Here is a 23,658-nt window from a genome sequence, read left to right on the forward strand (position 1 = left end):
TGGTTACCAGGCTTCAGCATGTGCGATGAAGGTTAAGTTGCGCCTGGTAGATAGCTTCCCGAGGTCCGGGTGCCCGCCTTTGGCAGTTAGAGCGTAGCACCAGCTTTGTGAGCCGCGCCATAGTTTTTTGAAAACTTAATTTCGTCATGCGAAATTACTTATTCCACGGTTCTGGTGGCCGAATGTGACCGGGGACGCCCCACGGACGTTGACCGCCGCCGTCGGGCATTCTACGCTTTTCGGACTGGGCCGCATTCTGACGGTCCGGCACCTGGATCAGCAGACAGGGCCTAACTGAGCTGGAACGCGTACACGCCGACCAGACAAGGAACCTGTCATGACCCCACTTTGGATCAAGAATCCGTTGGGCATTTTCACCGCTAACGACCTCGACGCCGGTGGCGGCCTGGTGGTTTCCGACGGGAAAATCGTAGAGCTGGTGCCTTCGGGCGGGCAGCCTTCATCTCCCGCCGACGTCTTTGATGCCTCCTCCCATGTGGTCCTGCCCGGCCTCATCAACACGCACCACCACTTCTACCAAACGCTCACCCGCGCGTGGGGTCCCGTGGCCAACGCTCCCCTGTTCCCATGGCTCCAGAACCTGTACCCGGTGTGGGCGCGGCTGACGCCCCGGAGCCTTGAGCTTGCCGTACAGGTTGCGCTGGCTGAGCTGCTGCTTTCCGGCTGCACCACCGCTGCCGACCACCACTACCTCTTCCCCGACGGCATGGAAGACGCGATTGACATTGAGGTTGCAGCCGTACGTTCCATGGGCATGCGCGCTACCTTGACCCGCGGGTCCATGACCTTGGGAGAGGACGACGGCGGGCTGCCGCCCAGGACCACGGTCCAGTCACCTGAGGCGATCCTTGCGGACAGCGAACGGCTCATTCGCCAGTATCACGAGACCGGTGACGGAGCCGTTGTGCAGATCGCGCTGGCCCCCTGCTCGCCCTTCTCCGTGACCAAGGAAATCATGGCCGAGAGTGCCGCCATGGCCGAACGATTCGATGTCCGGTTGCACACGCATTTAGCCGAGACCATTGATGAAGAAGACTTCTGCCGGTCCATGTTTGGACTGCGGACCGTGGATTACCTGGAGTCCGTGGGTTGGCTGGGCAACCGGACCTGGCTGGGACACGGCATCCACTTCAACGACGAGGAGATCGCCAGGCTGGGAGCCGCAGGCACCGCCGTCGCGCATTGCCCCACCTCCAACATGCGCCTGGCCTCCGGAACCGCGAGGGTCCTGGAACTCGAGGCTGCTGGTGTTCCCGTAGGGCTGGGAGTGGACGGATCGGCGTCGAACGATGCTTCCAACATGATCCTCGAAGCCCGGCAGGCACTGTATTTGCAGCGGCTCCGCTACGGCGCTTCAGTTCCTGTGGAGCGGGCCCTTGGCTGGGCCACCCGTGGATCCGCCGCGGTTCTTGGGCGCTCCGACATTGGGCAACTGGCTCCGGGTTTGCAGGCGGACTTGGCCCTGTTCAAACCCGACTCCTTGCGATTCTCGGGCAGCCACGACCCCGTTGCCGCGTTGCTGCTCTGCGGTGCGGACCGTGCCGACCGGGTGATGGTGGGGGGTGCTTGGCGGGTGGTTGACGGTGCGATTCCGGGGCTGGACGTCGCCGGTCTGATCGCTGAGCACTCGGCGGCGGCACGGAAGTTGGTTGCGGGGTAGGTTCGGTGCCGCTTGCGCGAGATCGCCGGAACGCGTCCATTTCACAGGGAACGTTCCGGCGATTTCGCACTATTCCGGCGATCTCGCCGCCGACCGCCAGTTGTATCAGATCGTGATCTTGTAGATGTGATGTGTGTACTCGTTGGCGAACGAGTCTGTGAACTTTCCGTTCTGGACAGAGATGGTGCGGTTCTCGCCCACAACCTCCACCTGCGTACCGGTGATCCCGGCCGGGAGGGTGAACGTCTTGGAACCTGTACCGCCGTTCAAGCCGATGCCTGCGAAGAGGTAGGCACTTCCATCCTTCGCCTTAAGCATCGTGTCCGTGCCCGCGGCGCCTGCGTCCCACACATAGCTCTGCGTGTTGAGTACAGGTGCCAAGGACTGGATACCGGCTAGGGCAGCCTTGATCTTCGCCTTCCTGTCAGCCGGCGCCTGAACCAGTGAGTACGTCCCGAAGCCTGCCTGGCCATTGTTGTTGTGCTGGAAGATACTGATCCCGCGTGCCTCATGGATGATGCCGGACCACATAGCGCCTTCCATCTGCTCCGGTGTGATGGTGCGGTCATTGGAGGCATTCAGGAACGGGCGTGCCGACTCAACAAATATCCAGTTCGGATGGATACCCGGCACCGACTGGAACTTGCGCATCTGGTCAATCTGCCAGCCGTAGGCCGCCGAGGTAGCAGTGTTCGCACCCTCCGGCCATGCCGGCGTCCGGTTCAACTCGTCCTGTAGATCCGCCCGCGTGTACATGTAGTTATCCACGGATGCCGCGTCAACAGCAGACATGAAGTCATCCATGAGCCCCGGCGCCCAATAGGTTCCCAGGATGCCCTTGGAATAGTTGGCGAACGCAAACCTGCCGTCGTTGAAGCCACGGATCTGGGCCACCTTGTTCTTCATCTGCTGAAGGTTCTGCTCATATGTTGAACCGTCGCAGCCAAGCCCCAGCATGTCGCACTCGTCATAGGTGTCCCAGCCAACCACGTTCGGGTTGCTGCCCACTTCAGTCCGGGACCATTCTGTTCCGGCGATGACCAGCATTCCCGTGTTCGTAATGGACGCCATCGTGGAACCGTCATGCTCGGCGTTCTGGTAAACGTTCACGCCAATGTCCTTCAATTGGGTGGCGTGCTCAGGTTTTCCGTAATAGACGCTGACGGGGAACAGATTAGGGTTGTTAAGCTTCGCTGCGCCGGGGAACTTTGCCCAGTACGCAGGGCCGCCATCCCAGGGAACCCGAGCCAGATTGGCGAGGGTGCCGGTGGTTGGAGTTGTGGGGGTTGGGGTGGCCGTCGGGGTGGGCGTCGGCGTCGGCGTCGGGCCAACCGTCGTCGCACTCGGCGAAGGCGTCGGGGTCGGCGTCGGCGTCGGCGTCGGGCCAACCGTCGTCGCACTCGGCGAAGGCGTCGGCGTCGGGCCAACCGTCGTCGCACTCGGCGAAGGCGTCGGCGTCGGGCCAACCGTCGTCGCACTCGGCGAAGGCGTCGGCGTCGGGCTTTCGCTCGTCTCCGTCGGCGAAGGCGTCGGGCTTACGGTAGTCGGACTCGGCGATGCTTCCGTGGCGGTTATAGTCGGTGTCGGTGTCGGCGTCGTGCAACCTGCCAGAGCCAACGCGATCACCACCCCAAGCATTGAGACCTTGAGTTTCATGACAGTGTTCCTTTGGGGTAGCAGCCACAAGCAGGCTGCTGCGTTGCCGGAATCCCCACACCCGGCTCTCGTTGTCACCTGCCGAGGCAGGGATTTTCGGCCGGGGATCGTGACCCGGCACGGCTCGATGACGAGCGTCGGTATTACTCGACATGCTGCGGTGCGACGCGTGCGGACGTAAGGCCGGCGCCATCGAGCGAGCAAACGCAACCCTCAGTCAGGGTCGCCACGGCCTTCAAGACCCAAGGGGGTGGCCGTCAGCCCAGCTTACGTGAAGCCCTCAGCGCCCCGCCGATTGTTACGCAGATCACATTCCACCATTTCGATGCTTCGCTGCGCATAAGACGGCAGGAGCCGTCGAGTGCGCAGGGATTCGTCTATTCGGCCGCGCGGAGAGTTCGCAGCACGCGCATCTTGAAGTCGCGCTCCTGGAACAGATCCCGCCATTTGATGCGAATGAACCTCCAGCCGAGCTCAGTCAGGGCCTTTTCGCGCTGACGTTCTTGGAAGACAACCTCATCCGTTGGCGCGTAGTCGAAGTACTTGATCCTGCCGTCGAACTCCAAGGCCACCTTCTTGTCGCGCCAGGCTAAGTCCAAACGGTGCCGGCCCTCAACCGTGCGGACTTCCACCTGAAGTTCCGGTGGCTCAATGCGGAGTCGCACCAGAAGTTCCCGACTTAGGGTCTCACCAGGGGACTCAGAGCGGGGATCGGCATTTTCCAAAGCCCGTCGCAGCGAAAGCACTCCGTTTCTGCCGGACAGGAATTCGCACATCTGCGTCAACCTCGCGACATCAGCACCTATGCGGAGGGCATGGTCCATCAAGACAAGGCTCTGCCGGTAGTCCAACATCAGGCAACAGTCCACCACTGTCCGCTCCAGCGAAGTACACGGCAGCCCGTCCACGAGGACCACCTCGCCCTTCCCAAGCACTCTGGAATGGGCGACTACATCGCGGCCATGCGAAACCGGCGACGGCGTCTTCTTCTGCGTAATGTGCACGCGGTCGTCAACATCCCACAGGAACAGGCGGTGGAGGCGGGCAGCGGAGGTGTGGCTGTAGACCAAGCCACCGCCCGACGTCGTGAGTGTCCCGTGGGCGTGCGCGGCGATCAGTTGCCGGCTTCGGACCCAAGGTTTTTGCGCCGCCCAGGTCCGCCCACGAATGTAGCACCCCCGGCGGAGCCTCACCAGAACTCCCCCTCGCACTAGGACTGCTATGGCACGGGCATTGAATCCTGCCTCATTAAGCTGGCCTGTCCTCCACAAATCCATGCCGGGTGGGAGTTCCTTGGGGGAGGTAGTAGTCATGAGCCAACTTTCGCCAAGCCCGCGAGTCCGGGAAAGGCGTGCACCGTCCCATGTGGAAAAGTCCGATTCGATGGCTTGCTGCGGGCTGGATGACTCCTACCGTCTAATCTGCAGCGAAGCATCTGCCTGGAGTCATTCCCGAGTTCCGGACAGACCGGGATCTCCCCCGAACCAGAATGCGTCGCGAGGCTAACCCAGCCCGATTCGATGGCTTGCTGCGGGCTAGATGACTCCTACCGTCTAATCTGCAGCGAGGCATCGAAACGGGGGCCACAGCACTCGAGGCGGGCGGAGCGCACAGAAGGCACACAAAAGCGGGCGACACCTCCCCAGGTATCGCCCGCCTCGTTGGCTCTGTTGCGCAGAGTCCGCGCCCCGAAGATGCAGGGTCTCAGGGGCGCTGCCGGCCGAACACCGGGAGTGCGCGCAGCCAGCGGGAGAACCCGCCAGCCTTGCGGTCACAGTCGGCCGGAATGTAGAAGTCGGGATCTGTTGCACCGAAGGGCAGGTACAGCTCCTGACCGGGCGCCGGGAATTCCACGACGTTGTTCGTATCCTTCGAGTCCATCTGTTCCTCCTCTTTCTCATGCATGCAGTTTCCGCCCTTCGGAAAACTTTTATTGTTATGTGGAAAGTGTAGGCAGGCGGCAAAGCAAGCGTCAAGACCCCCGAAAAGCCAAACCGAGTTGCCCCGGTCACATTTGGATGGTTCATAACGATCCTTCGGAATCCATATACACAAGCCGAAATCATGCGCTACTCTCGAATGAGTTCGTGGCGTAGGTCACGTAACCTGAGAGCAGCAGGCAGGGTCGTAATGAGCTGGCATCAATGGATGTCGGCTCTTTTTTGTTGGGTCGGCTCCACCAGAAACGCGGTGGAAACACGCGCTTAATTTCATTGATGGAACGTAGGTTCCACCTCACAGAAGTTGGGATATGACCATGAGCAACAACATCGTCCTCGGCGAAAACCAGTACGGCAAAGCAGAAGTCCGCGTCGTCAAAGTCACTCGGGATACGGACCGCCACCACATCGAAGACCTGAACGTCACCTCGCAGCTGCGCGGCGACTTCCAGGCCGCGCACCTCGAAGGCGACAACGGCCACGTCGTTGCCACCGACACCCAGAAGAACACCGTCTATGCGTTCGCCCGTGAAGGCATCGGCTCCCCCGAGTCCTTCCTCCTGCGCCTTGCAGACCACTTCACAGGTGGGTTCGACTGGGTCACCGGCGGCCGCTGGGAAGCCGAGGCCTACAGCTGGGATCGCATCCAGGCCCATGGCGAGGGACACGACCACAGCTTCGTCCGCAACGGACAAGAGGTGCGTACCGCCGTCGTCGTCCGTGATGGCGCAACCACGCACCTTATTTCCGGCCTCAAGGACCTGACCGTCCTGAAGACCACGCAGTCCGGCTTTGTCGGCTACCCGCGCGACAAGTACACCACCCTGCCGGAGACCACCGACCGCATCCTGGCCACCGATGTATCCGCCCGCTGGCGCTACAACACCAACCTGGACTTCGCCGGCACGGACTTCAACAAGAGCTACGAGGACATCAAGGCACTCCTGCTGGAAGGCTTCACCGAGAACTACTCCCACGCCCTGCAGCAGACGCTGTTCGACATGGGCAAGAAGGTCCTGGAAGCACACAGCGAAGTGGACGAGATCAAGTTCTCCATGCCCAACAAGCACCACTTCCTGGTTGACCTGAGCCCATTCGGCCTGGACAACCCCAACGAGGTCTTCTTCGCCGCGGATCGCCCGTACGGCCTCATCGAAGCAACCGTCCAGCGCGAGAACATCGCCGCTGCCCCGGTTGCCTGGAGCGGCATCGCCGGCTTCTGCTAAGCCAGCACCTAAACCGCGCTAAACCGCACCATCCAAGGGTTTGTGTGCAGGTCCCACCACTTGCGCCCCGCAAAGGACCTGCACACAAACCCAACCCCAAAACCCCAAGATTTTGTTAGCCAGACACAGTTAGCCAGACGAAGACGTCTGCCATGAACCCAGAAAGTCTGCCATGAACATCAAAAAGAAGTCCCGCGCTGCGAATACCACCTCTTCGCGGAAGCATCAGCCGGAACGCCCCGAGGACAAGCGCCTGTCAATTGGCAGCACCTTCGCTTACGGCTTCCAGCACGTCCTCACCATGTACGGCGGAATCATTGCCCCGCCGCTCATCATCGGTGCAGCTGCCGGCATGAACTCGCAGGACATCGGCCTCCTCATCGCCGCCTGTTTGTTTGTTGGCGGCCTGGCCACCATCCTGCAGACGGTTGGTATTCCGTTCTTCGGCTCGCAGTTGCCGCTGGTCCAGGGCGTGTCCTTCGCCGGTGTTTCCACCATGGTGGCGATCGTCCAAGGCGGCGGCGGGATACAGGCAGTGTTCGGCTCGGTCATCGTGGCATCGCTGATTGGCTTGGCGATCACCCCCCTGTTCTCCAAGATCATCAAATTCTTCCCACCAGTGGTCACGGGCACAGTCATCACCACCATCGGCCTGACGCTGATGCCGGTGGCGGCAAACTGGGCCATGGGCGGCAACGCCAAGTCCGACAACTACGGCAGCATGGCCAACATTGGGCTCGCAGCAGCAACCATGGGCGTCGTCCTTCTCCTGAGCAAGGTTGGCAACGCCGCCATCTCCCGGCTCTCCATCCTGCTGGCCATGGTCATCGGCACCATCATCGCCCTCATCGCAGGCATGGCCGACTTCTCCAAGGTTGGCCAAGGCGACATCGTCGCGTTCCCCACACCGTTCGCTTTCGGCGCGCCGACCTTTGAAATCGCCGCCATCATCTCCATGCTCATCGTCATCCTGGTCACCCTGACAGAGACCTCGGCCGACATCATCGCAGTGGGCGAGATCGTGGACACCAAGGTGGACTCCCGCCGCATCGGCGACGGCCTCCGCGCAGATATGCTCTCCAGCGCCATCTCCCCGCTGTTCAACTCCTTCACGCAGAGCGCCTTCGCCCAGAACGTGGGACTGGTGGCCATCACGGGCATCAAGAGCCGCTTCGTGGTCAGCGCCGGCGGCCTTATCCTGGTGATCCTCGGCCTCTTGCCGATCCTGGGCCGCGTTGTAGCAGCGGTTCCGACGCCCGTTTTGGGCGGCGCCGGTGTGGTGCTGTTCGGCACGGTGGCCGCCAGCGGTATCCGCACCTTGGCCAAGGTGGAGTACAAGAACAACATGAACCTGATCATCGTCGCGGCATCCATCGGCTTCGGCATGATCCCCATCGCCGCACCGTCCTTCTACGACGCGTTCCCGTCCTGGTTCTCCACGATCTTCCACTCCGGCATCAGCTCGGCAGCCGTCATGGCCATCCTGCTGAACATCCTCTTCAACCACTTCAAAGCCGGTAATTCAGACAACCAGTCGGTGTTCGTCGCCGGTACTGACCGGGTTGTCAGCGAAGAGGACATCAAGTGCCTGAGCGAAGGCGACCGCTTCGAAAACGGCAAGCTCATCGACGCCGACGGCAAGGAAGTCCCGCTCAAGACCTCCAGCGCGTCGGAGCACTAGCCTTCAACCGCGCAAACAACAGCAGGCGGCAGTGTTTCCTTGGGGGACACTGCCGCCTTTTGTCGCTCGCGCGGAAAGCGGACAGGAACAGAATGTACGACGCCGGAACCCGCCCACGTGGCGCCCTCGCCACCGCAGGCACTCGCTTCCCACGCGGCGGGCCGTAGGATCAGCCCATGACCGAACAGGCTCCTTGCTTCCACTCATTGGCCTTCCGCAAGATCCCGACGCCGGACTACGCGGACGTCTGCTTGGCCGTCCTTCCCCAAGGGGCCGGCACGGACCCCACGGAATGGGCAGAGCGGCTGTTCGCCGTGGAGTCGATGCCCCGCTGGGTTGCCGGAGCCATGGGTTTGCGGCAGGCGCTGGTCCCTTTGATCGGCGTTCCCAAGGCCCCGCTGGACACGTTCAGAGTGACGGAGCAGTCCGGGGAAGAAGCCCTGATTTTTGTCCGGGACAAACACCTGGACTTCGCGGCCGCCGTCGGCGTCGATCCGGTGGGCCGACTGATCAGGGTGACCACCGCCGTCGTACTTAAGGGGTGGCGGGGGAAGCTGTACTTCAGCCTCGTGCGGCCGGTGCACCCGATTGTGTTGAACTCCATGCTGAAGAAAGCCACCCGCCCACAACCAACGCCGAGGTAACAAAAGATGGCAATGCTTTGGGAAACATTGCCATCAAATGACACCTCGGCGGGTGCGGGCGGTAAGCCTAGTTCTGGTTCAACTCCGCGGAGATCGCCATGGCAGCTTCACGCAGCATGGGCACGGCGCGGTCAGCGAAGCTCTGGTCAACGCGGGTGATCGGTCCGGACACGGAGATCGCGGTGGGCGTGGGCGCGTTGGGCACGGCCATGGCGAAGCAACGGACGCCGAGCTCCTGCTCTTCCTCGTCAATGGAGTAGCCACGTTCGCGGATGAGCTTGAGGTCAGCAAGCAGGGAGTCGATGTCGCCGATGCTCTTGGCCGTGGGAGTAGGCATGCCGGTGCGGGCCACGATGCCGCGGACAACCTCGTCATCCAACTGGGCGAGGATGGCTTTGCCCACACCGGTATCGTGCGTGTGGGCGCGGCGGCCGACCTCGGTGAACATGCGCATGGAGTGCATGGACGGGACCTGGGCCACGTAGATGACCATGTCCGAATCAAGGACGGCCATGTTGGAGGTCTCGCCGAGGCGTTCCACCAGTGTCTTGAGCTGCGGACGGGCCACTGCGCCGAGTTGCTTGCTGGCGCCTTCGCCGAGCCGGATGAGCCGCGGGCCCAGGGCATAGCGGCGGTTGGGGAGCTGGCGGATGTAGCCCAGGGACACCAGCGTGCGGAGCAGGCGGTGGATGGTGGGCAAGGGCAGGTCGGTGGACGACGAGAGTTCGCTGAGCGTGACGTCGCCGCCCGCGTCCGTGATCAGTTCCAGCAGTTCAAAGACGCGCTCAACGGACTGCACGCCTCCGGAGGCTTTTTCAGCCATTCCCTTGTCTCCCATGACTCAGATTCCGACAACTCTTATCCGCATCGTGAAAAGAATTGCTTAGAACACCCAACATACAGCACAGCGCGCAGCTGCGCGATGACACCGAACATGACCAAGCAAGGGGTTGTGTTTCCACTTTGTAGATAATAATATCCATAATACGAAAACATTCAGTTTGGAACGGCGGCCCGGGAACGGGCCTTACAGGAGGAATTTCAATGGCGAATCCGAGCCCCGGAAACTCGATCACCCTGCGCGTCGCCGCACCGTCGAGCTTTACCGCTACCAGCGAACTGGCAGCAGCCGTCGGCGCAGCCGGTGCAGCAATCACCGCCCTGGACGTCACGGAATCCCACCACGAGACGATCGTTGTTGACGTCACCTGCAACACCACCGACGACGACCATGCAGCCCGAGTGAAGGACGCCCTGAACGCCCTCGACGGCGTCACCGTCCAGCACGTCTCGGACCGCACCTTCCTCATGCACCTCGGCGGCAAGCTCGAAGTCGTCCCCAAGGTAGCCCTGCGCAACCGTGACGATCTTTCACGCGCCTACACTCCCGGCGTCGCGCGTGTTTGCATGGCCATTGCCGAAGACCCGGCCGCAGCCCGCAACCTGACCGTCAAGCGCAACACCATCGCCGTCCTCACCGACGGCTCGGCCGTGCTGGGCCTGGGCAACATCGGCCCCGCCGCCGCACTTCCCGTGATGGAAGGCAAGGCAGCACTCTTCAAGCAGTTCGCCAACGTTGACGCCTGGCCGGTCTGCCTGGATACCCAGGACACCGAAGAAATCATCATGATCGCCAAGGCCATGGCCCCCGTCTACGGTGGCATCAACCTCGAAGACATCGCCGCACCGCGCTGCTTCGAGATCGAGAACCGCCTCCGCGAAGAACTCGACATCCCCGTCTTCCACGATGACCAGCACGGCACAGCGATCGTCACGCTGGCTGCCCTTGTCAACGCCCTCCGCGTGGTGGACAAGAAGCTCTCCGAGGTCAAGATCGTGGTTTCGGGCGTCGGCGCTGCCGGCTCGGCCATCATCCAGCTCCTCAAGGCCCAGGGCGCGCAGCACATCATCGCCGCCGGCCGCTCCGGCGCCATCCACTCCGGCGAGGAATATGGCGACGAGCACCGCAGCTGGATTGCCGCGAACACCAATGAAGAAGGCTTCTCCGGAACCCTGCACGACGCCCTCAAGGGAGCGGACGTCTTCATCGGCGTCAGTGCCCCGCACGTGATCGGCGAAGAGCAGGTGGCCTCCATGGCCGAGGATGCAATCGTGTTCGCCATGGCCAACCCGACGCCGGAAATCGACCCCGTTGTTGCGTCCAAGCACGCAGCCGTGGTTGCCACCGGCCGCAGCGACTTCCCGAACCAGATCAACAACGTGCTGGCCTTCCCGGGCTTCTTCCGGGGCCTGTTGGACGCCGGCGCATCGGACATTACGCCGAACATGCTGGTGGCCGCAGCCGAGGCCATTGCCAACCGGGTAGCTGACGATGAGCTGAACGCGAGTTACATTATCCCCAGCGTCTTCGATCCCCATGTTGCCGCCGATGTGGCCAGTGCCGTAGCAGCAGCTGCGCATGCCAACGCCGCCAGCGCACTCTAGAAAAAAGGAATCCGCTCACATGGCTATCACAGTCACCGATCCCCGGCCGATCGATCGCGCCGAGGAAATCCTCACTCCCAAGGCACTGGCCTTCGTCGAGGAACTGCACAGGCGCTTCGCCGGCACCCGCAACGACCTCCTTGAAGCCCGTAAAGTCAAGCGCCAGAAGGTTGCCGACACGTCCCGCCTGGACTTCCTTCCGGAGACCCAGGACATCCGCGACGGCGACTGGAAGGTCGCCGAGGCACCGGCAGCCTTGCAGGACCGCCGGGTCGAAATGACCGGCCCGGCAACCCCGGCCAAGATGGCCATCAACGCCCTGAACTCCGGCGCCAAGGTGTGGCTGGCGGACCTCGAAGATGCCAGCACGCCCACGTGGCCCAACGTCATCGACGCCATCCTCAACCTTCGCGACGCCGCCCAGGGAACCCTGAGCTACACCTCGCCGGAAGGCAAGGAATACCGGCTTCGCACGGACGCTCCCCTGGCTGTCGTTGTCGCCCGCCCCCGCGGCTGGCACATGGAAGAACGCCACCTGCTGATCGACGGCGAACCCGCCGTGGGTGCGTTGGTGGACTTCGGCCTGCACTTCTTCCACATCGCCAAGCAGCTGCTCCTCAACGGCCACGGCCCGTACTACTACCTGCCCAAGATGGAGAGCCACCTGGAGGCACGCCTCTGGAACGACGTCTTCGTCTTCGCCCAGGATTTCCTCGGCATCCCGCAGGGCAGCGTCCGCGCCACGGTGCTCATCGAAACCATCCCGGCGGCGTTCGAGATGGACGAGATCCTCTACGAACTGCGCGATCACGCCTCGGGCCTGAACGCCGGCCGTTGGGACTACCTCTTCAGCATCATCAAGTACTTCCGTGATGCCGGCGAAGAGTTCGTCCTCCCGGACCGCGCCACCGTTGCCATGACGGCACCGTTCATGCGGGCCTACACCGAACTCCTGGTCAAGACCTGCCACAAGCGCGGCGCCTTCGCCATGGGTGGCATGGCCGCCGTCATCCCCAACCGCAAGCAGCCCGACGTCACCGCCGCAGCCTTCGACAAGGTCCGCGCCGACAAGACCCGCGAAGCAAACGATGGCTTCGACGGCTCCTGGGTGGCCCACCCGGACCTGGTTCCCACGTGCCGCGAAGTGTTCGATTCCGTGCTGGGCGACCCTGCCAACGGCGGTAAGAAGAATCAGCTGGACAAGCAGCGCCCCGAGGTGAGCGTCACAGCTGAGCAGCTGATCGACGTCGCATCCGCCGAAGGCCACGTCACCGAAGCCGGCCTGCGGCTGAACCTGTACGTCGCCGTCGCTTACACAGGCGTGTGGATCTCCGGCAGCGGTGCCGTGGCCATCCACAACCTGATGGAAGATGCCGCCACCGCGGAGATCTCCCGCTCGCAGGTCTGGCAGCAGATCCGTAACAAGTCAGTGCTCGCGGACACGGGCAACACCGTGACCCGCGAACTCGTCACCCGGATCCTGGGCGAAGAGACCGAGCGCCTGCGCATCGAATTCGGCGACGAGAACTTCACCAAGTACTACGAGCCGGCGTCCAAGCTGATCGAGGACATCTGTTTGTCCGACGATTACACCGACTTCCTCACCACGCCCGCGTATGAGCTGGTGGGCTGAGATGGGCTCATTCTCTGCATCCGATCTGGCCCACATCGAGTCGCAGCTTGCCGCGACGGACCAGCTGCTCGACCGGAACTACCCTGGCGACGACGGCTCACGACAGCCCATCCACACCGTCTACATCCCGGCTGACCGCTTCACACCAGCTCTCGCAGCTGAGTGGGGCGCCCAGGCCCTCGCGACGGCGGAAGCCCACGGCGGCCTGGAAAAGCTGGGTCAGCTGTTGGGCCAGGAGCCTCACTTGGCTGCTGCTGTTGCCGAACGGGTTGCTGCAAAGCTTTCGGCTGAGCCGATCGAGGACCTGCGTTTGGACTTCGAAGACGGCTACGGCGACCGCGGGGATGAGGCAGAAGACGCCGACGCCGTTGCTGCCGCCAAGGCTGTTGCAGCCGCAGTTGCGGCCGGAACAGCTCCGCCGTTCATCGGCATCCGCTTCAAGTGCTTCGAAGCCCCCACCCGGGCCCGCGGCCTCAAGACCCTGGACCTGTTCGTCTCTACTTTGGCTGAGTCCGGCGAGCTCCCCGCCGGCCTGGTCCTTACCCTGCCCAAGGTCACCACTGTGGCACAGGTCCAGGCCATGGACTTCGCAGTGTCCCGCCTGGAGGAAGTCCACGGGCTTCCCGCCGGACGGCTGCGTTTTGAGGTCCAGGTGGAAACACCGCAGCTCATCATCGGCGCCGACGGAACCTCACCTGTAGCCCAGCTCCCCCACGTTGTTCCGGGACGCATCAGCGCCCTGCACTACGGGACCTACGACTACAGCGCATCGTTGGGAATCTCCGCGGAATACCAGTCCATGGAGCACCCGGTGGCCGACTTCGCCAAGGAAGTCATGCAGCTCGCTGTTGCGGGAACGGGCATCCGCCTGTCCGATGGTTCCACCAACATCATCCCCGTGGGCGCCGCCGTTGAAGACGCCTGGAAACTGCACGGCCGGTTGGTCCGCCGTTCCCTGGAAAACGGCTACTACCAGGGCTGGGATCTCCACGCCGCCCAACTGCCCAGCCGCTTCTCGGCGTCGTACGCTTTCTACCGCGAAGGCCTGCCCGCCGCGGCGCTCCGCCTCCGCAACTACGTCGAACGCACCGAAGGCGGCGTCATGGATGAGCCCGCCACCGCCCGCGCGCTTGCCGGCTTCGTCCTCCGCGGCGTCCAGTGCGGCGCAGTGGGGACCGACGAGGTCAAGGCGCTTGCCGGCGTCGAACTTTCACAGCTGACCGCACTGGCGCACCCGCGGCTCGCGCAACCAACTTCGCACTGATAGGAGCATCTCGCATGGGCAAGTACTACTACCCACAGGGCGGCCTGCCGCCGCAGACCCAACTCACCACGGAACGCGCAATCGTCACCGAGGCGTACACGGTGATCCCCAAGGGCGTGATGACGGACATCGTCACCAGCAACCTGCCGGGTTTCTCCAACACGCGGTCATGGATCATCGCGCGGCCGATCTCCGGTTTCGCCACCACGTTCTCGCAGCTGATCGTGGAGATCGCGCCGGGCGGCGGGGCTCCCAAGGCCGAGTTCGAGGCCGGCGTTGAAGGCGTCATCTTCGTCACCAAGGGCCAGGTGAACCTGACCCTCGACGGCGAACTGCACCACCTCGAAGAGGGTGGCTACGCCTACCTCGCTGCCGGTGCAGAGTGGGGCTTGGAGAACGTTTCCGACGACATCGTGTCCTTCCACTGGATCCGCAAGGCCTACGAGCGGCTCGAAGGGTTCGAAGCCAAGTCCTTCGTCACCAACGAGAAGGACGTGGAGCCCACCTCCATGCCGGACACCGACGACGTCTGGAAGACCACGCGCTTCACGGACTCCAGCGACCTTGCGCACGACATGCAGGTCAACATCGTCACCTTCCAGCCCGGCGGTGTGATCCCCTTCCCGGAGACCCACGTCATGGAGCACGGCCTGTACGTGCTTGAGGGCAAGGCCATGTACCTGCTCAACAACGACTGGGTTGAGGTGGAGGCCGGCGACTTCATGTGGCTGCGCGCGTTCTGCCCCCAGGCTTGCTACGCCGGCGGTCCGGGCGAGTTCCGTTACCTGCTGTACAAGGACATGAACCGCCAGGTGAAGCTCACCTAGTCTGTTGCTTGCTTGCGCCGAGATCGCCGGAACGCTGCCAGTTCGCCTGGAGCTTTCCGGCGATTTCGCGTTTCTGCGGCGAACTCAGCGCTCTGGGCGGCTTCTGCGACGGCCGACGGCGAGTCCCGCCCAGAACGCGAGGACCAACAGGCCAACCCCCGCCACGGCCAAGCCGAGCTGGGTCCCTTTACTCACGAAGGAGCCGTTGTCCCCCACGAACACACTGTCGCTCAGTGGCGCGTAGGCAAACCAGCCAATCTGGTCACTCATGCCGTTCCACGCCACGATCACGCCCACAACCACGGCGATTAACCCCAGCAAAGGCACGACGACGGCTGCCAGTTTGCGGGCAGGCTGCGGTGTGTTGTGTTCCCCAAGCGTGTTGTGATCCCCCATACGGCCGAGTCTAGCCCGACCGCCCGCACCCAACTGGGTAACAGCACATGTTCTACTGAGCGCTCAATGGGACGTTTGCTGTTACTCAGTTGGGTTTGCCTGGGCCGCCGGCGATTCGGTACGACTCCTGCAGCAACTCATCCAACTCGTCCGTGCCGATTCGCTCGAGCCTGATCAGCATGAGTTGCGGGGATTGGTCGTGATGTGGGGTCCAGAAGAAGGTATCCGGATTCATGGCTGCGAGCGCTTCGCGTTCATCGGTTTTGACGGTGCCCACGCCTTCTTCCCAGATGCGGGCCATGAGGGTCTTTGCGAACCAGGCGGGCTGTCCCCAACTGGGACGCTCACTTACACCGGGCATGCCCAGGCAGATGCGCCGGATATCGTCTTCTGTGGCCATGGTTCACTGTGGCACTGGTGCTGCGCAATGGACAAGACATGCCAGGGCACCGCCGCTACGCTGGCCCCATGTTGACTATCGGCAGCACAGTCCTGGGCATCAATGACATGGCCCGCGCCACCCGGTTCTGGCACCAAGCCCTTGGATACGTCCCACGAGAACCGGGCGATGACACGTGGGTGATCCTGGAACCGGCGTCCGGCACCGGACCCCAACTGGCCCTCATGCTCAGTGAAACACCGGTACAGGATCACCCCCGCACTCACCTTGACCTCTACGCGGATGACCAGGTTGCCGAGGTGGAGCGGCTCATCGGGCTCGGCGCCCAACGAGTTGACTGGGACCTGTACCCCGAGGATCCGGACTTCGTGGTCCTCGCTGACCCGGACGGCAACCGCTTCTGCGTGATCGACAAAAGTCCGCGGTAGCACCGGCGTCGGGGGCTACTTGCCCATCCCCAGCGTGAGTCCCTCGGTGAGGCGTCTGCCCAGCCACACGTAGATAACCAGCATGGGCAGCACAACCATCACAAGGCCGGCAAACAGCCCGCCCCAGTCAGCGCCCGAGTAAGTCTGCTGCTGCACGAACGAAATCAGCGCTACCGGGAGCGTGTATTTCTCAGTGGATTGCAGCAGGGTCAAGGCCAGAAGGGTTTCGTTCCAGTGCGAGATGACCTGGAGGATGAAGGCTGTGAGGATGCCTCCCTTGGCCAAGGGCAGGGTAATGCGCCAGAACGTTCCGAAGGCCGTGGTCCCGTCCAAGGCTGCGGCTTCTTCCATCTCCAGGGGGAGGGAACGGAAGAAGGCGGTCAGCAGGAAGACCGTGAAGGGCATGGAAACCCCAATGTAGACGAGGTTCAATCCGATGATGCTGTCCGTAAGATACACCTTGTTCAGCATGACGAAGAGTGGAATCAGAATGACCTGCGCCGGAATACCCAGGCCCAGGATGAAGTAGAGGCTCAGGCCGCGGGTCAGCCTGTTGTCCACACGGCTCAGGTAGTAGGCACACGGCGCGGCGATGGCGACCGTCAGGACCGAGGACACCACCGTGGTCAGCAGGCTGTTCCATGTGGCCACCGCGAAGTCTCCCACCGTCCAGGCCCGCACGAAGTTGCCGAAGTCCAGGGACGACGGCACCCCCCAAGGGTCATCAAGAATGGCACGGGTATCCCGAAATGCCTGTGCCACCATCCACACCAGTGCCGCGATGCTGATCGCGACCACCAACCACAGCAGACCCACCCCGATGCCACGGACCACGCTGCGCTCGCCGCGCAACGCGGGACTGACGCCCCGGCGTCCCCGCCTGCGGGTGGTAGCCATGGGTCCCAGCAGTTTGTATTCGCTCATGACATTTCCTTTAGAACTCGACGGCGTCGCGACGCATTGCGCGGCGCAGCAGGACAACCAGGATGGAGATCAGCGCCAGGGACAACACGGCAGAGGCCGTTGCGGCTCCATAGGCCGGCGTGGACTGTCCGGAGAAGGCGTTGACGTAGGTGTAGACGGCGGCCGTCCAGCTCTGGGTTGGCGGCACCCCGGCCCCGGAACTTCCACCGAAGACCCAGACGATCTCGAAGATCTTCACCGACGAGATGGTCCACAGCACGGCACAGGTACCGAAGACGTCCCAGGTCAGCGGGAGGACGACATACCGCAGCCTCTGGAACGCGGTGGCCCCTGCCAGTGCACAGTCCTCGTAGTAGTAAGGCGGAATACGGTCGACGCCGGCCATCAGGATGGTGGTGAAGTAGCCGGTGGTAGTGCAGACCAGCGTGACCATGATGAGCGGGAAGATGTTGTCCTGCGCCAGCCACTTTGGCGGATCCGTCACACCAAGAGGTGCCAAGATGCTGTTCACCATACCGCCGGGGTTGAAGATGAAGCCTGCCAGGACGCCGAACACGAGCGCGTTGATGAGGTGCGGGAAGAAGATGACGTTACGGACCACTTTCTTCCCTGCCATGTCCCGGAGGACGAGCGTCATGGCAAAAGCGAGAATGAAGATCGCGGCTCCCACCACGAACAGCAGAAGCAGGGTGTTGCCGAACGATGACAGGAACAGCGGGTCCCGGAAAATCCGGCCGTAATTGTCCAGGCCCACGAATTTCATGGGTCCGGAACCTGCCCACTTGTGGAGGCTGATCCAGACTGCGCCCAGGGCGGGGACGATGAAGAGGACGGTGTACAAGACGAATGCCGGACCCACGAAGGGAATCAGCAGTTTCTTGCGCTGCACGTCAATGGAACTTCCCGGCCGGCGGCCTTGAGCTGATGCCCTTGTGGCCACCGGATTGCGGGAGACCGGATTCTGCAGTGCCGCTTTCCTGGCGCGTGGCTCCTTCAGACCCACGGACATCAGCCGTTGTCCTTCCAGTACTGGATCTGGGCTTCCTTCATCTTGGCCACGAACTCTGCGGCTGTGGTCTTTCCAAGGAACAGTTCATCGTCCCTGGGGAAGAAGACTTTCTCGGTGTAACCGGGGAACGTCACGCCGTCGTTCTGCAGATGCGTGGCCGGAGCGGCGTCGATGGCGGCTTTGACGCTTGCGACGGCGGGGTCCACCGGTGCGTCCTGCCTCACCGGCAGCACCTTGGCGTCTGTTCCGAGGGCGTCCTGGTACTTGGCGCCCAGCAGGTACGCCGCAAGTCGCTGGGCAGGAACCTGGTTCTTGGATTTTGCTGGAACAGCGAAACCAATGAAGTCCACGCGGGCACTGGCTGGCTTGCCGTCGATGGCCGGGAACTGGAAGGAGGAATATTCGAAGCCGGGTGCGGCATATGAGCCGGTTTCCGTGGGCGTCCATGAGCCGTTGAGGATCAGTGCCGCATCGCCGTTCGCCCAGAGCTGCTGTTGCGCCGGGAACTTGCTGGCGTTGTAGCCACTGTTGAGGTATCCGCCCTTAACCAGGATTTCCACCTTTTGGGCTGCTTCAAGGACAGCGGGATCGTCCCACCCTTCACCGGACTTGTCTTCGGCGAGGGCCTTGAAGCTGCCTGCACCTTTGAGCCGGAGCAGCGCGGTGACGAACCATGTGGAGTTGTAGCCGGCGATGTCACCGTCCGCGGCAATGGGTGCTGTTCCACCTGCCTTCAGCTTGTCCAGGACCTCAATAAATTCATCCCAGGTGGCGGGCGGCGTGGCTTTGAGCTCCGGGTGTTTGGCGGCGTCGAACCAGATGCCGTCGGAGCTGATGCTGTAGGGAACCATCCAGGGCTGTCCGTCTTCTCCCTTGAAGACGCCGTTGCTGGTGAACTTCTCCGGGATCACTGAGCTGACGGTCTTCCCATCCAGCTCGTACGAGTAGACGGACGTCAGGGGGCTGGCCTGCCCGGTTTCGCCGATCACCGGAGCGAGCTTGGCGAGCGTTCCGTCCACCAGGTCCGGGACGTTGTTGGTGTTCAGCGCGGGGACGAGCTTTTCGGTGTTGCTTCGTCCCTGCCATTGGACGCTGACTTTGGCTCCGGTTTCTTTTTCGAAGTCTGCGATGGCAGTGGCGATGACCTTTTGCTGAGGTTCGCCGTCCTTCCACATCGACCAATAGTTGATGGTCTGGCCGGAAATGGACCCGGAAATATCCACGGCTTCGGCGGCCGGGGAGGCATCGGTGGCTCCGCCGCAAGCAGTGGTGGACAAGGCAAGCGCTGCACCCAACAGTGCGGCCAGCGGGCGAAGATGACGGGCTGTTTTGCCCATGGGAATCACCTTTCGAGTGAGGCGGAACCAGCCGGATGCGGTTCAGTGAGACGACTCTCACAGCCCCCGAAAGCAGGATTCAATGAGTATTTTGGAAAGTTTCGATGATGGTTTGGCATCCCCGGCGTACCCCAGGTGAGTCCGGCCCAATTAGGCATTTATTCCTCTTTTCAGGCTGCCCAACAATCGAGGAGACTTGCGCGGTGTTCCGATCAAACGGGCCCGCGCTCCGGCTCCGAGCTAAAGAGGGAAATTGATACGACTTGGGATCATTGGCGCGGGCGCCGTGGCACACTTCCATGCAGCATCCGCAGCGCGGATCAGCAACGTGGAGTTGGCCGCCGTCTGCGACCTGCGGGATGAAGCCGCACAGAGGGTCGCATCGCCATGGGGGGCTTCCGTCTATGGGGACTATCGGGCCATGTTCCGTGAGGCTGGCCTGCACGCGGTCATCATCAATACTCCGCATGCACTGCACCTCGAGATGGTGGTGGCCGCAGCGGACCACGGGTTACACGTGCTGGTGGAAAAGCCCATGGCCACCACGATCGCCGACTGTGATCGCATGATCCGTGCCTGTGACGAGGCCGGAGTGGCCTTGGTGATCGGCCAGATTCAGCATTTCCTTCCGGAGAAGCTGGCGGCGGAGGAGGTGCTGGCGAGCGGAGAACTCGGCCGTGTCCTGATGATCCGCGATTACAGGACTACCGACTACCGTCCCGGGAGCCGTCCGGACTGGTTCTTCAGCGAGTCCATGGCTGGTGGTGGCGCACTCATGAACATCGGCGGCCACTGCCTTGACCGCTCCATCTGGTTTGGTGGCGCCGCAGTTGGCTCGTTGAACGCCTCCACCCTCAATCGCTTCGGTGTTCCCGTAGAAACCGACGGTGCCATCGCGCTGACGCTCAGAAACGGAGTCCACGTCAGCATCTCGGTGGTGTCCGATGCTGCCCAACGCGTGGACGAGGTCCTTGTCGTGTGCGAACACGGCACCATTTCCTGCAGCCCACACAACGGAACGTTGGTCCGCAGCAATGGTGCCACCCGCACCGTGTGGGAGCCACAGCCGGAGGATATCCAGCAAGGCTTCTTCCTGCAGTTGCAGGACTTCGTCACAGTACTCGACGGCGGAACACCGAAAGTCAGCGTCGACCACGCCCGCCACATCGTCGAGGTAGTCCTGGCGTCCTACGAGGCAGCCACATCAGGCAACCCCGTGGTTCTCAACGCGTCCCGCGATGCCACGAATACCGCTCGGATCCTGAGCGAAGTCCCCTAGAGAGCGTGGCTGGCTGCGGCTGTGCCATCCCAGTTGGGTGGAATGAACGCCCCCAGGGGATCGTCCAGCACGGACGCAGTCTGGCCTGCGCCGGCTACCGGAAGCCAGCTGCCATCGAGCCCGGGGGCAGCGTGGCGCTGGAACCATTCCTGCAGTTGGGCCCGCATGCCGGCCACCCGCGTTGAATGCGCCGGCAGATCCACCAGATTGAGGCGTTCACCCGGATCAGCCACGAGGTCGTAAAGTTCGTGGGGACCATGAGGAAAGCGGTGCACATACTTCCAGTCCGTGCTGCGAATCATCCGGACCGGTCCGTATTCGTCAAAGACCACGACGGCGCGGTCCCCGGCAGCGGCGGGCGGGCCGCCGCCGTCGGGGTTCCTACCGCCAGCGTCCCCCGCGGGGTCCGGCAGCGCGCGCAACAGCTCCGCGAAGGACTGCCCAGGCCCGCGCTCGAAGGGACGGGAGTCCAGGCCCGCTAGCTCCAGCACGGTGGCAGCTACGTCATAAGCGGACAACAGCTCCGTCAGCACCAGCCCCTGCTGGACCCTGCCCGGGAGCGCGAAGATCGCGGGGACCTTGACGGAGGAATCGTAGACGTTCTGCGGGAACGTCCCGTTGCCCTTGCCCCAAATACCGTGGTGGCCGCAGTTGAAGCCGTTATCACTGCTGAAGACCACAAGGGTGTTGTCCCGGATCCCCAATTCCTCCAGGCGGCGCAGGATCTTGCCAATCCCGGCGTCCATGGCGCTCACCGCGGCAAAGTACCCCACCAACGCGGCCCGCACGTCCGCCTCGCCGCCGACTGGGACACCCTCCACGGTTGGAGTCCATGGGTGCATTGCCTCCTGCGGGCAACTGATGAACTCGCAGTCGCTGTAGAGTTCCTCGAACCCGGGCGGGTGCTGGCCCTTCCACGGCTTGTGGGGAGCCGTGTAGTTCACGGCAAGGAAGAAGGGTTCGGATTCCTGCGAAGCCTCATCGACGAAGCCCACTGCGTCGCGGGTAATCGCGTCCGTCAAGTATTCGGTGACCAGTTCCCGGTGGCTGGTGCCGCCGTCGAACCTGTACATTACCGAGCTGTCATAGGGACTGCCGCCACCCTCCAGCGCAAACCAGTGGCTGAAGCCTTTCCTCGGAACGTCATTGGCCCCGAGATGCCATTTGCCGGAGAGGCCCAGGCGGTAGCCGGCATCGGCCAGGGCATCCGTGAACAGTGCTTGCCCTTGGAGGTAGTCCACTGCTTCAGGTCCCGTTTCAACGCCGGCCAAGTAGTCGTGGACGCCGTGCCGTGAGGGGATCTCCCCGGTCATCAGGCTGGCGCGCGCTGGTGAGCACACGGGAGAGACGCAGAAGAAGTTCTCCAAGCGCGTCCCACGGGCAGCGAGGGCATCCAGATGTGGGGTGTGGATCTCAGTGTTTCCCGCGCAGCCCAGGGCCCACGCACCTTGGTCGTCGCTGAGGATGAAGAGAATATTTGGCTTCTTGTTGGACACCCTCCATTGCTACGGAAGGCGAAGGCAAGGAATCAATGAGCATTCCCGAACAGCATAAAAATACTCACGAGGGGAGGAAATTACTCCCTGAATACTCTCTAAATTGTGGGGCATGATAAGAGAAATTGTCTGTCCACAAGTGGAGATGGATCATGCCAAAGAGGAAACAGGAACCGCAAGCGGACTCCGGTACCACAGCACTTCGAGACACGGCCAAGGCCAATTTGAAGTTCCAGGACCTGAGTGACGACCTCCGCAGGGACATCATCGCCGGTACGTGGGCGGTGGGGACGAAGCTCCCCACCGAGCAGCAACTGGCAGCAGAGACCGGACTCTCCCTGACCACGGTGCGGCGGGCCTTCGAGGACCTTGTGGGCAAAGGGCTCGTGGTCCGGCGGCAAGGTGCAGGCAGTTTCGTCGCCGCACCCCAGCGTGCGCAGAAGCGCTCCCGTTTTGTCATCGGCGTACTGCTCCCGGACACGCAGCTCTATTACCCGCGCGTTCTTCAGGGGATCGAGGAACATCTCTCCGCCCGCGGTGCAAGCCTGCAGTTGTCCACGTACCATTACGACTTCACCCGGGAGAACGCCAGCATCCAGTTCCTCCTGGACGCCGGAGTGGATGGCCTCATCCTGGTGCCAACGCTGACCGGCTTGGCCAACCCCCAGCAGCGCGTTGCCGAGCTCATGGCCTTGCCCGTGCCGGTTGTCCTCCTGGAGCGGAGCCTGGACGACCTGGGGCCAGGCGACCTCACAGAACACGTCTGCTCTGATCACCAAGGCGGAGCGTACGACGCCGTCATGCACCTCCACCGCTTGGGTCACCGAAAGATTGGGCTGCTCACGCGGGCGAACGAGGCCGCTCGCAGCAGCAATCCCACGCAGGCTGCGGTCATCGCAGGGTATACGGCTGCCATCGCGGCGTTGGGGTTGGAGACCGACACGCGCATGGCATTCAGCGCAACGAAGCCGGAGTGGGAAGCCGATCAGGCGGAGCACATGTTCGAGCTGCTGGCAGAAAGTGGCGCCACAGCAGCCTTGGTCTTCGGAGACCGGGAAGCGGCTTTGCTGGAAGGAGCGGCGTCCAGGCACGGGGTTCGGGTGCCGGAGGACCTCGCCCTGGTTTCTTACGACGACGAAATGGCCGACCTCGCCCGAATACCACTCACGGCGGTCTCGCCGGCCAAGCACAGACTGGGCGTCATGGCCGCCGATGTCCTGTTGCGTCGGCTGACCGAAGGTGACGCATGTCCGTTGTACCAAATCCGGTTGCGGCCACGCATTGTTGTCCGTGATTCGTGTGGGGCCAGGAAGAGCGGGGTTCCCCAGGTTTCGCGTGCGTTGTGAGGCCCGCTTAGCAGCCGTTCAGGGCGAAATGGGGTGCAGAACGGGC

General features: G+C 62.7%; 22 protein-coding genes. 11 read left to right on the top strand and 11 right to left on the bottom strand.

Going from position 1 to position 23,658, the window contains the following annotated elements; translation table 11 throughout:
- Positions 1–337: 337 nt before the first annotated feature.
- Positions 338–1,681: an 8-oxoguanine deaminase gene (locus QEH68_RS17085; protein WP_207594693.1), complete on the top strand. Its 1,344-nt coding sequence runs from the start codon at positions 338–340 to the stop codon at positions 1,679–1,681.
- A gap of 105 nt (positions 1,682–1,786) precedes the next feature.
- Here the strand turns inward: QEH68_RS17085 and QEH68_RS17090 are convergent, their stop codons facing one another.
- From QEH68_RS17090 to QEH68_RS17105, 4 genes are all read right to left on the bottom strand, one after another.
- Complete coding sequence (locus tag QEH68_RS17090) at positions 1,787–2,791, bottom strand: hypothetical protein (protein WP_280623514.1); 1,005 nt, start codon at positions 2,789–2,791, stop codon at positions 1,787–1,789.
- A gap of 73 nt (positions 2,792–2,864) precedes the next feature.
- On the bottom strand, positions 2,865–3,365 hold the full coding sequence (locus tag QEH68_RS17095; RefSeq protein WP_280623515.1) for a hypothetical protein: 501 nt from the start codon (positions 3,363–3,365) through the stop codon (positions 2,865–2,867).
- Between the two features lie 349 nt (positions 3,366–3,714).
- The gene (locus tag QEH68_RS17100; protein ID WP_280623516.1) at positions 3,715–4,650 is read right to left on the bottom strand and encodes a hypothetical protein; all 936 of its coding nucleotides are present in this window, start codon (positions 4,648–4,650) and stop codon (positions 3,715–3,717) included.
- A 391-nt stretch (positions 4,651–5,041) separates the two neighbouring features.
- Positions 5,042–5,218 (bottom strand): hypothetical protein, encoded by a 177-nt coding sequence (locus QEH68_RS17105; protein ID WP_014922716.1) that lies wholly within the window; start codon positions 5,216–5,218, stop codon positions 5,042–5,044.
- A gap of 370 nt (positions 5,219–5,588) precedes the next feature.
- Here QEH68_RS17105 and pucL point away from each other — a divergent pair, with 370 nt between their 5' ends.
- From pucL to QEH68_RS17120, 3 genes are all read left to right on the top strand, one after another.
- Positions 5,589–6,503 (top strand): factor-independent urate hydroxylase, encoded by a 915-nt coding sequence (gene pucL / locus QEH68_RS17110; protein ID WP_207594695.1) that lies wholly within the window; start codon positions 5,589–5,591, stop codon positions 6,501–6,503.
- A 172-nt stretch (positions 6,504–6,675) separates the two neighbouring features.
- On the top strand, positions 6,676–8,184 hold the full coding sequence (locus QEH68_RS17115) for a nucleobase:cation symporter-2 family protein (RefSeq protein WP_280623517.1): 1,509 nt from the start codon (positions 6,676–6,678) through the stop codon (positions 8,182–8,184).
- 176 nt (positions 8,185–8,360) lie between these two features.
- On the top strand, positions 8,361–8,828 hold the full coding sequence (locus QEH68_RS17120) for a DUF2867 domain-containing protein (RefSeq protein WP_280623518.1): 468 nt from the start codon (positions 8,361–8,363) through the stop codon (positions 8,826–8,828).
- A 67-nt stretch (positions 8,829–8,895) separates the two neighbouring features.
- Here QEH68_RS17120 and QEH68_RS17125 read toward each other — a convergent pair whose 3' ends face one another.
- A complete protein-coding gene (locus QEH68_RS17125; RefSeq protein ID WP_011776026.1) occupies positions 8,896–9,651 on the bottom strand; it encodes an IclR family transcriptional regulator in 756 nt (251 codons plus the stop codon).
- 221 nt (positions 9,652–9,872) lie between these two features.
- On the opposite strand from QEH68_RS17125, the gene QEH68_RS17130 reads away from it, so the two are divergent.
- From QEH68_RS17130 to QEH68_RS17145, 4 genes are read left to right on the top strand one after another with little or no spacing between them, the layout of a single operon-like run.
- The gene (locus tag QEH68_RS17130; protein ID WP_280623519.1) at positions 9,873–11,273 is read left to right on the top strand and encodes an NAD-dependent malic enzyme; all 1,401 of its coding nucleotides are present in this window, start codon (positions 9,873–9,875) and stop codon (positions 11,271–11,273) included.
- Positions 11,274–11,292: 19 nt separating this feature from the next.
- Positions 11,293–12,906, top strand: a complete 1,614-nt coding sequence (gene aceB / locus QEH68_RS17135; protein ID WP_280623520.1) for a malate synthase A — start codon at positions 11,293–11,295, stop codon at positions 12,904–12,906.
- A 1-nt stretch (position 12,907) separates the two neighbouring features.
- Entirely contained in the window at positions 12,908–14,170 is a 1,263-nt protein-coding gene (locus QEH68_RS17140; protein ID WP_280623521.1) for an aldolase, read from the top strand.
- Between the two features lie 14 nt (positions 14,171–14,184).
- Entirely contained in the window at positions 14,185–14,997 is an 813-nt protein-coding gene (locus QEH68_RS17145) for a bifunctional allantoicase/(S)-ureidoglycine aminohydrolase (RefSeq protein WP_011776030.1), read from the top strand.
- 84 nt (positions 14,998–15,081) lie between these two features.
- On the opposite strand, the gene QEH68_RS17150 is transcribed toward QEH68_RS17145, so the two are convergent.
- Positions 15,082–15,393, bottom strand: a complete 312-nt coding sequence (locus QEH68_RS17150) for a hypothetical protein (RefSeq protein WP_280623522.1) — start codon at positions 15,391–15,393, stop codon at positions 15,082–15,084.
- An 85-nt stretch (positions 15,394–15,478) separates the two neighbouring features.
- Positions 15,479–15,793 carry an MmcQ/YjbR family DNA-binding protein gene (locus QEH68_RS17155; protein ID WP_207594712.1) on the bottom strand — a complete coding sequence of 105 codons (315 nt, stop codon included), beginning with the start codon at positions 15,791–15,793 and terminating at the stop codon, positions 15,479–15,481.
- Positions 15,794–15,861: 68 nt separating this feature from the next.
- Here QEH68_RS17155 and QEH68_RS17160 point away from each other — a divergent pair, with 68 nt between their 5' ends.
- Positions 15,862–16,221 (top strand): VOC family protein, encoded by a 360-nt coding sequence (locus tag QEH68_RS17160; protein WP_280623523.1) that lies wholly within the window; start codon positions 15,862–15,864, stop codon positions 16,219–16,221.
- A 15-nt stretch (positions 16,222–16,236) separates the two neighbouring features.
- On the opposite strand, the gene QEH68_RS17165 is transcribed toward QEH68_RS17160, so the two are convergent.
- The 3 genes from QEH68_RS17165 to QEH68_RS17175 are packed head-to-tail and all read right to left on the bottom strand — an operon-like array spanning position 16,237 to position 19,491.
- Positions 16,237–17,145 carry a carbohydrate ABC transporter permease gene (locus tag QEH68_RS17165; protein WP_207594714.1) on the bottom strand — a complete coding sequence of 303 codons (909 nt, stop codon included), beginning with the start codon at positions 17,143–17,145 and terminating at the stop codon, positions 16,237–16,239.
- A gap of 10 nt (positions 17,146–17,155) precedes the next feature.
- A complete protein-coding gene (locus QEH68_RS17170; RefSeq protein ID WP_280623524.1) occupies positions 17,156–18,154 on the bottom strand; it encodes a sugar ABC transporter permease in 999 nt (332 codons plus the stop codon).
- The gene (locus tag QEH68_RS17175; RefSeq protein ID WP_280623525.1) at positions 18,154–19,491 is read right to left on the bottom strand and encodes an extracellular solute-binding protein; all 1,338 of its coding nucleotides are present in this window, start codon (positions 19,489–19,491) and stop codon (positions 18,154–18,156) included. Before QEH68_RS17175 ends, QEH68_RS17170 begins: the two co-directional genes overlap by 1 nt.
- Before the next feature lie 253 nt (positions 19,492–19,744).
- Here QEH68_RS17175 and QEH68_RS17180 point away from each other — a divergent pair, with 253 nt between their 5' ends.
- Positions 19,745–20,770: a Gfo/Idh/MocA family oxidoreductase gene (locus tag QEH68_RS17180; protein WP_280623526.1), complete on the top strand. Its 1,026-nt coding sequence runs from the start codon at positions 19,745–19,747 to the stop codon at positions 20,768–20,770.
- On the opposite strand, the gene QEH68_RS17185 is transcribed toward QEH68_RS17180, so the two are convergent.
- Positions 20,767–22,266 (bottom strand): sulfatase-like hydrolase/transferase, encoded by a 1,500-nt coding sequence (locus tag QEH68_RS17185; protein ID WP_280623527.1) that lies wholly within the window; start codon positions 22,264–22,266, stop codon positions 20,767–20,769. The genes QEH68_RS17180 and QEH68_RS17185 overlap by 4 nt on opposite strands.
- A gap of 152 nt (positions 22,267–22,418) precedes the next feature.
- On the opposite strand from QEH68_RS17185, the gene QEH68_RS17190 reads away from it, so the two are divergent.
- Positions 22,419–23,612: a substrate-binding domain-containing protein gene (locus tag QEH68_RS17190; protein ID WP_280623528.1), complete on the top strand. Its 1,194-nt coding sequence runs from the start codon at positions 22,419–22,421 to the stop codon at positions 23,610–23,612.
- Positions 23,613–23,658 lie beyond the last annotated feature (46 nt).

The sequence above is a fragment of the Paenarthrobacter sp. OM7 genome (genome assembly GCF_029873575.1).
Lineage (GTDB): Bacteria > Actinomycetota > Actinomycetes > Actinomycetales > Micrococcaceae > Arthrobacter.

Bases quoted from the DNA above. Each gene is read 5' to 3' on its own strand.
- QEH68_RS17115 (WP_280623517.1), top strand. From the start codon at position 6,676: ATGAACATCAAAAAGAAGTCCCGCGCTGCGAATACCACCTCTTCGCGG.
- QEH68_RS17150 (WP_280623522.1), bottom strand. From the start codon at position 15,393: ATGGGGGATCACAACACGCTTGGGGAACACAACACACCGCAGCCTGCC.
- QEH68_RS17175 (WP_280623525.1), bottom strand. From the start codon at position 19,491: ATGGGCAAAACAGCCCGTCATCTTCGCCCGCTGGCCGCACTGTTGGGT.
- QEH68_RS17125 (WP_011776026.1), bottom strand. From the start codon at position 9,651: ATGGCTGAAAAAGCCTCCGGAGGCGTGCAGTCCGTTGAGCGCGTCTTT.
- QEH68_RS17190 (WP_280623528.1), top strand. From the start codon at position 22,419: ATGCCAAAGAGGAAACAGGAACCGCAAGCGGACTCCGGTACCACAGCA.
- QEH68_RS17130 (WP_280623519.1), top strand. From the start codon at position 9,873: ATGGCGAATCCGAGCCCCGGAAACTCGATCACCCTGCGCGTCGCCGCA.
- pucL (WP_207594695.1), top strand. From the start codon at position 5,589: ATGACCATGAGCAACAACATCGTCCTCGGCGAAAACCAGTACGGCAAA.
- QEH68_RS17155 (WP_207594712.1), bottom strand. From the start codon at position 15,793: ATGGCCACAGAAGACGATATCCGGCGCATCTGCCTGGGCATGCCCGGT.
- QEH68_RS17120 (WP_280623518.1), top strand. From the start codon at position 8,361: ATGACCGAACAGGCTCCTTGCTTCCACTCATTGGCCTTCCGCAAGATC.
- QEH68_RS17160 (WP_280623523.1), top strand. From the start codon at position 15,862: ATGTTGACTATCGGCAGCACAGTCCTGGGCATCAATGACATGGCCCGC.
- QEH68_RS17100 (WP_280623516.1), bottom strand. From the start codon at position 4,650: ATGACTACTACCTCCCCCAAGGAACTCCCACCCGGCATGGATTTGTGG.
- QEH68_RS17165 (WP_207594714.1), bottom strand. From the start codon at position 17,145: ATGAGCGAATACAAACTGCTGGGACCCATGGCTACCACCCGCAGGCGG.
- QEH68_RS17145 (WP_011776030.1), top strand. From the start codon at position 14,185: ATGGGCAAGTACTACTACCCACAGGGCGGCCTGCCGCCGCAGACCCAA.
- QEH68_RS17085 (WP_207594693.1), top strand. From the start codon at position 338: ATGACCCCACTTTGGATCAAGAATCCGTTGGGCATTTTCACCGCTAAC.
- QEH68_RS17140 (WP_280623521.1), top strand. From the start codon at position 12,908: ATGGGCTCATTCTCTGCATCCGATCTGGCCCACATCGAGTCGCAGCTT.
- QEH68_RS17170 (WP_280623524.1), bottom strand. From the start codon at position 18,154: ATGTCCGTGGGTCTGAAGGAGCCACGCGCCAGGAAAGCGGCACTGCAG.
- aceB (WP_280623520.1), top strand. From the start codon at position 11,293: ATGGCTATCACAGTCACCGATCCCCGGCCGATCGATCGCGCCGAGGAA.
- QEH68_RS17105 (WP_014922716.1), bottom strand. From the start codon at position 5,218: ATGGACTCGAAGGATACGAACAACGTCGTGGAATTCCCGGCGCCCGGT.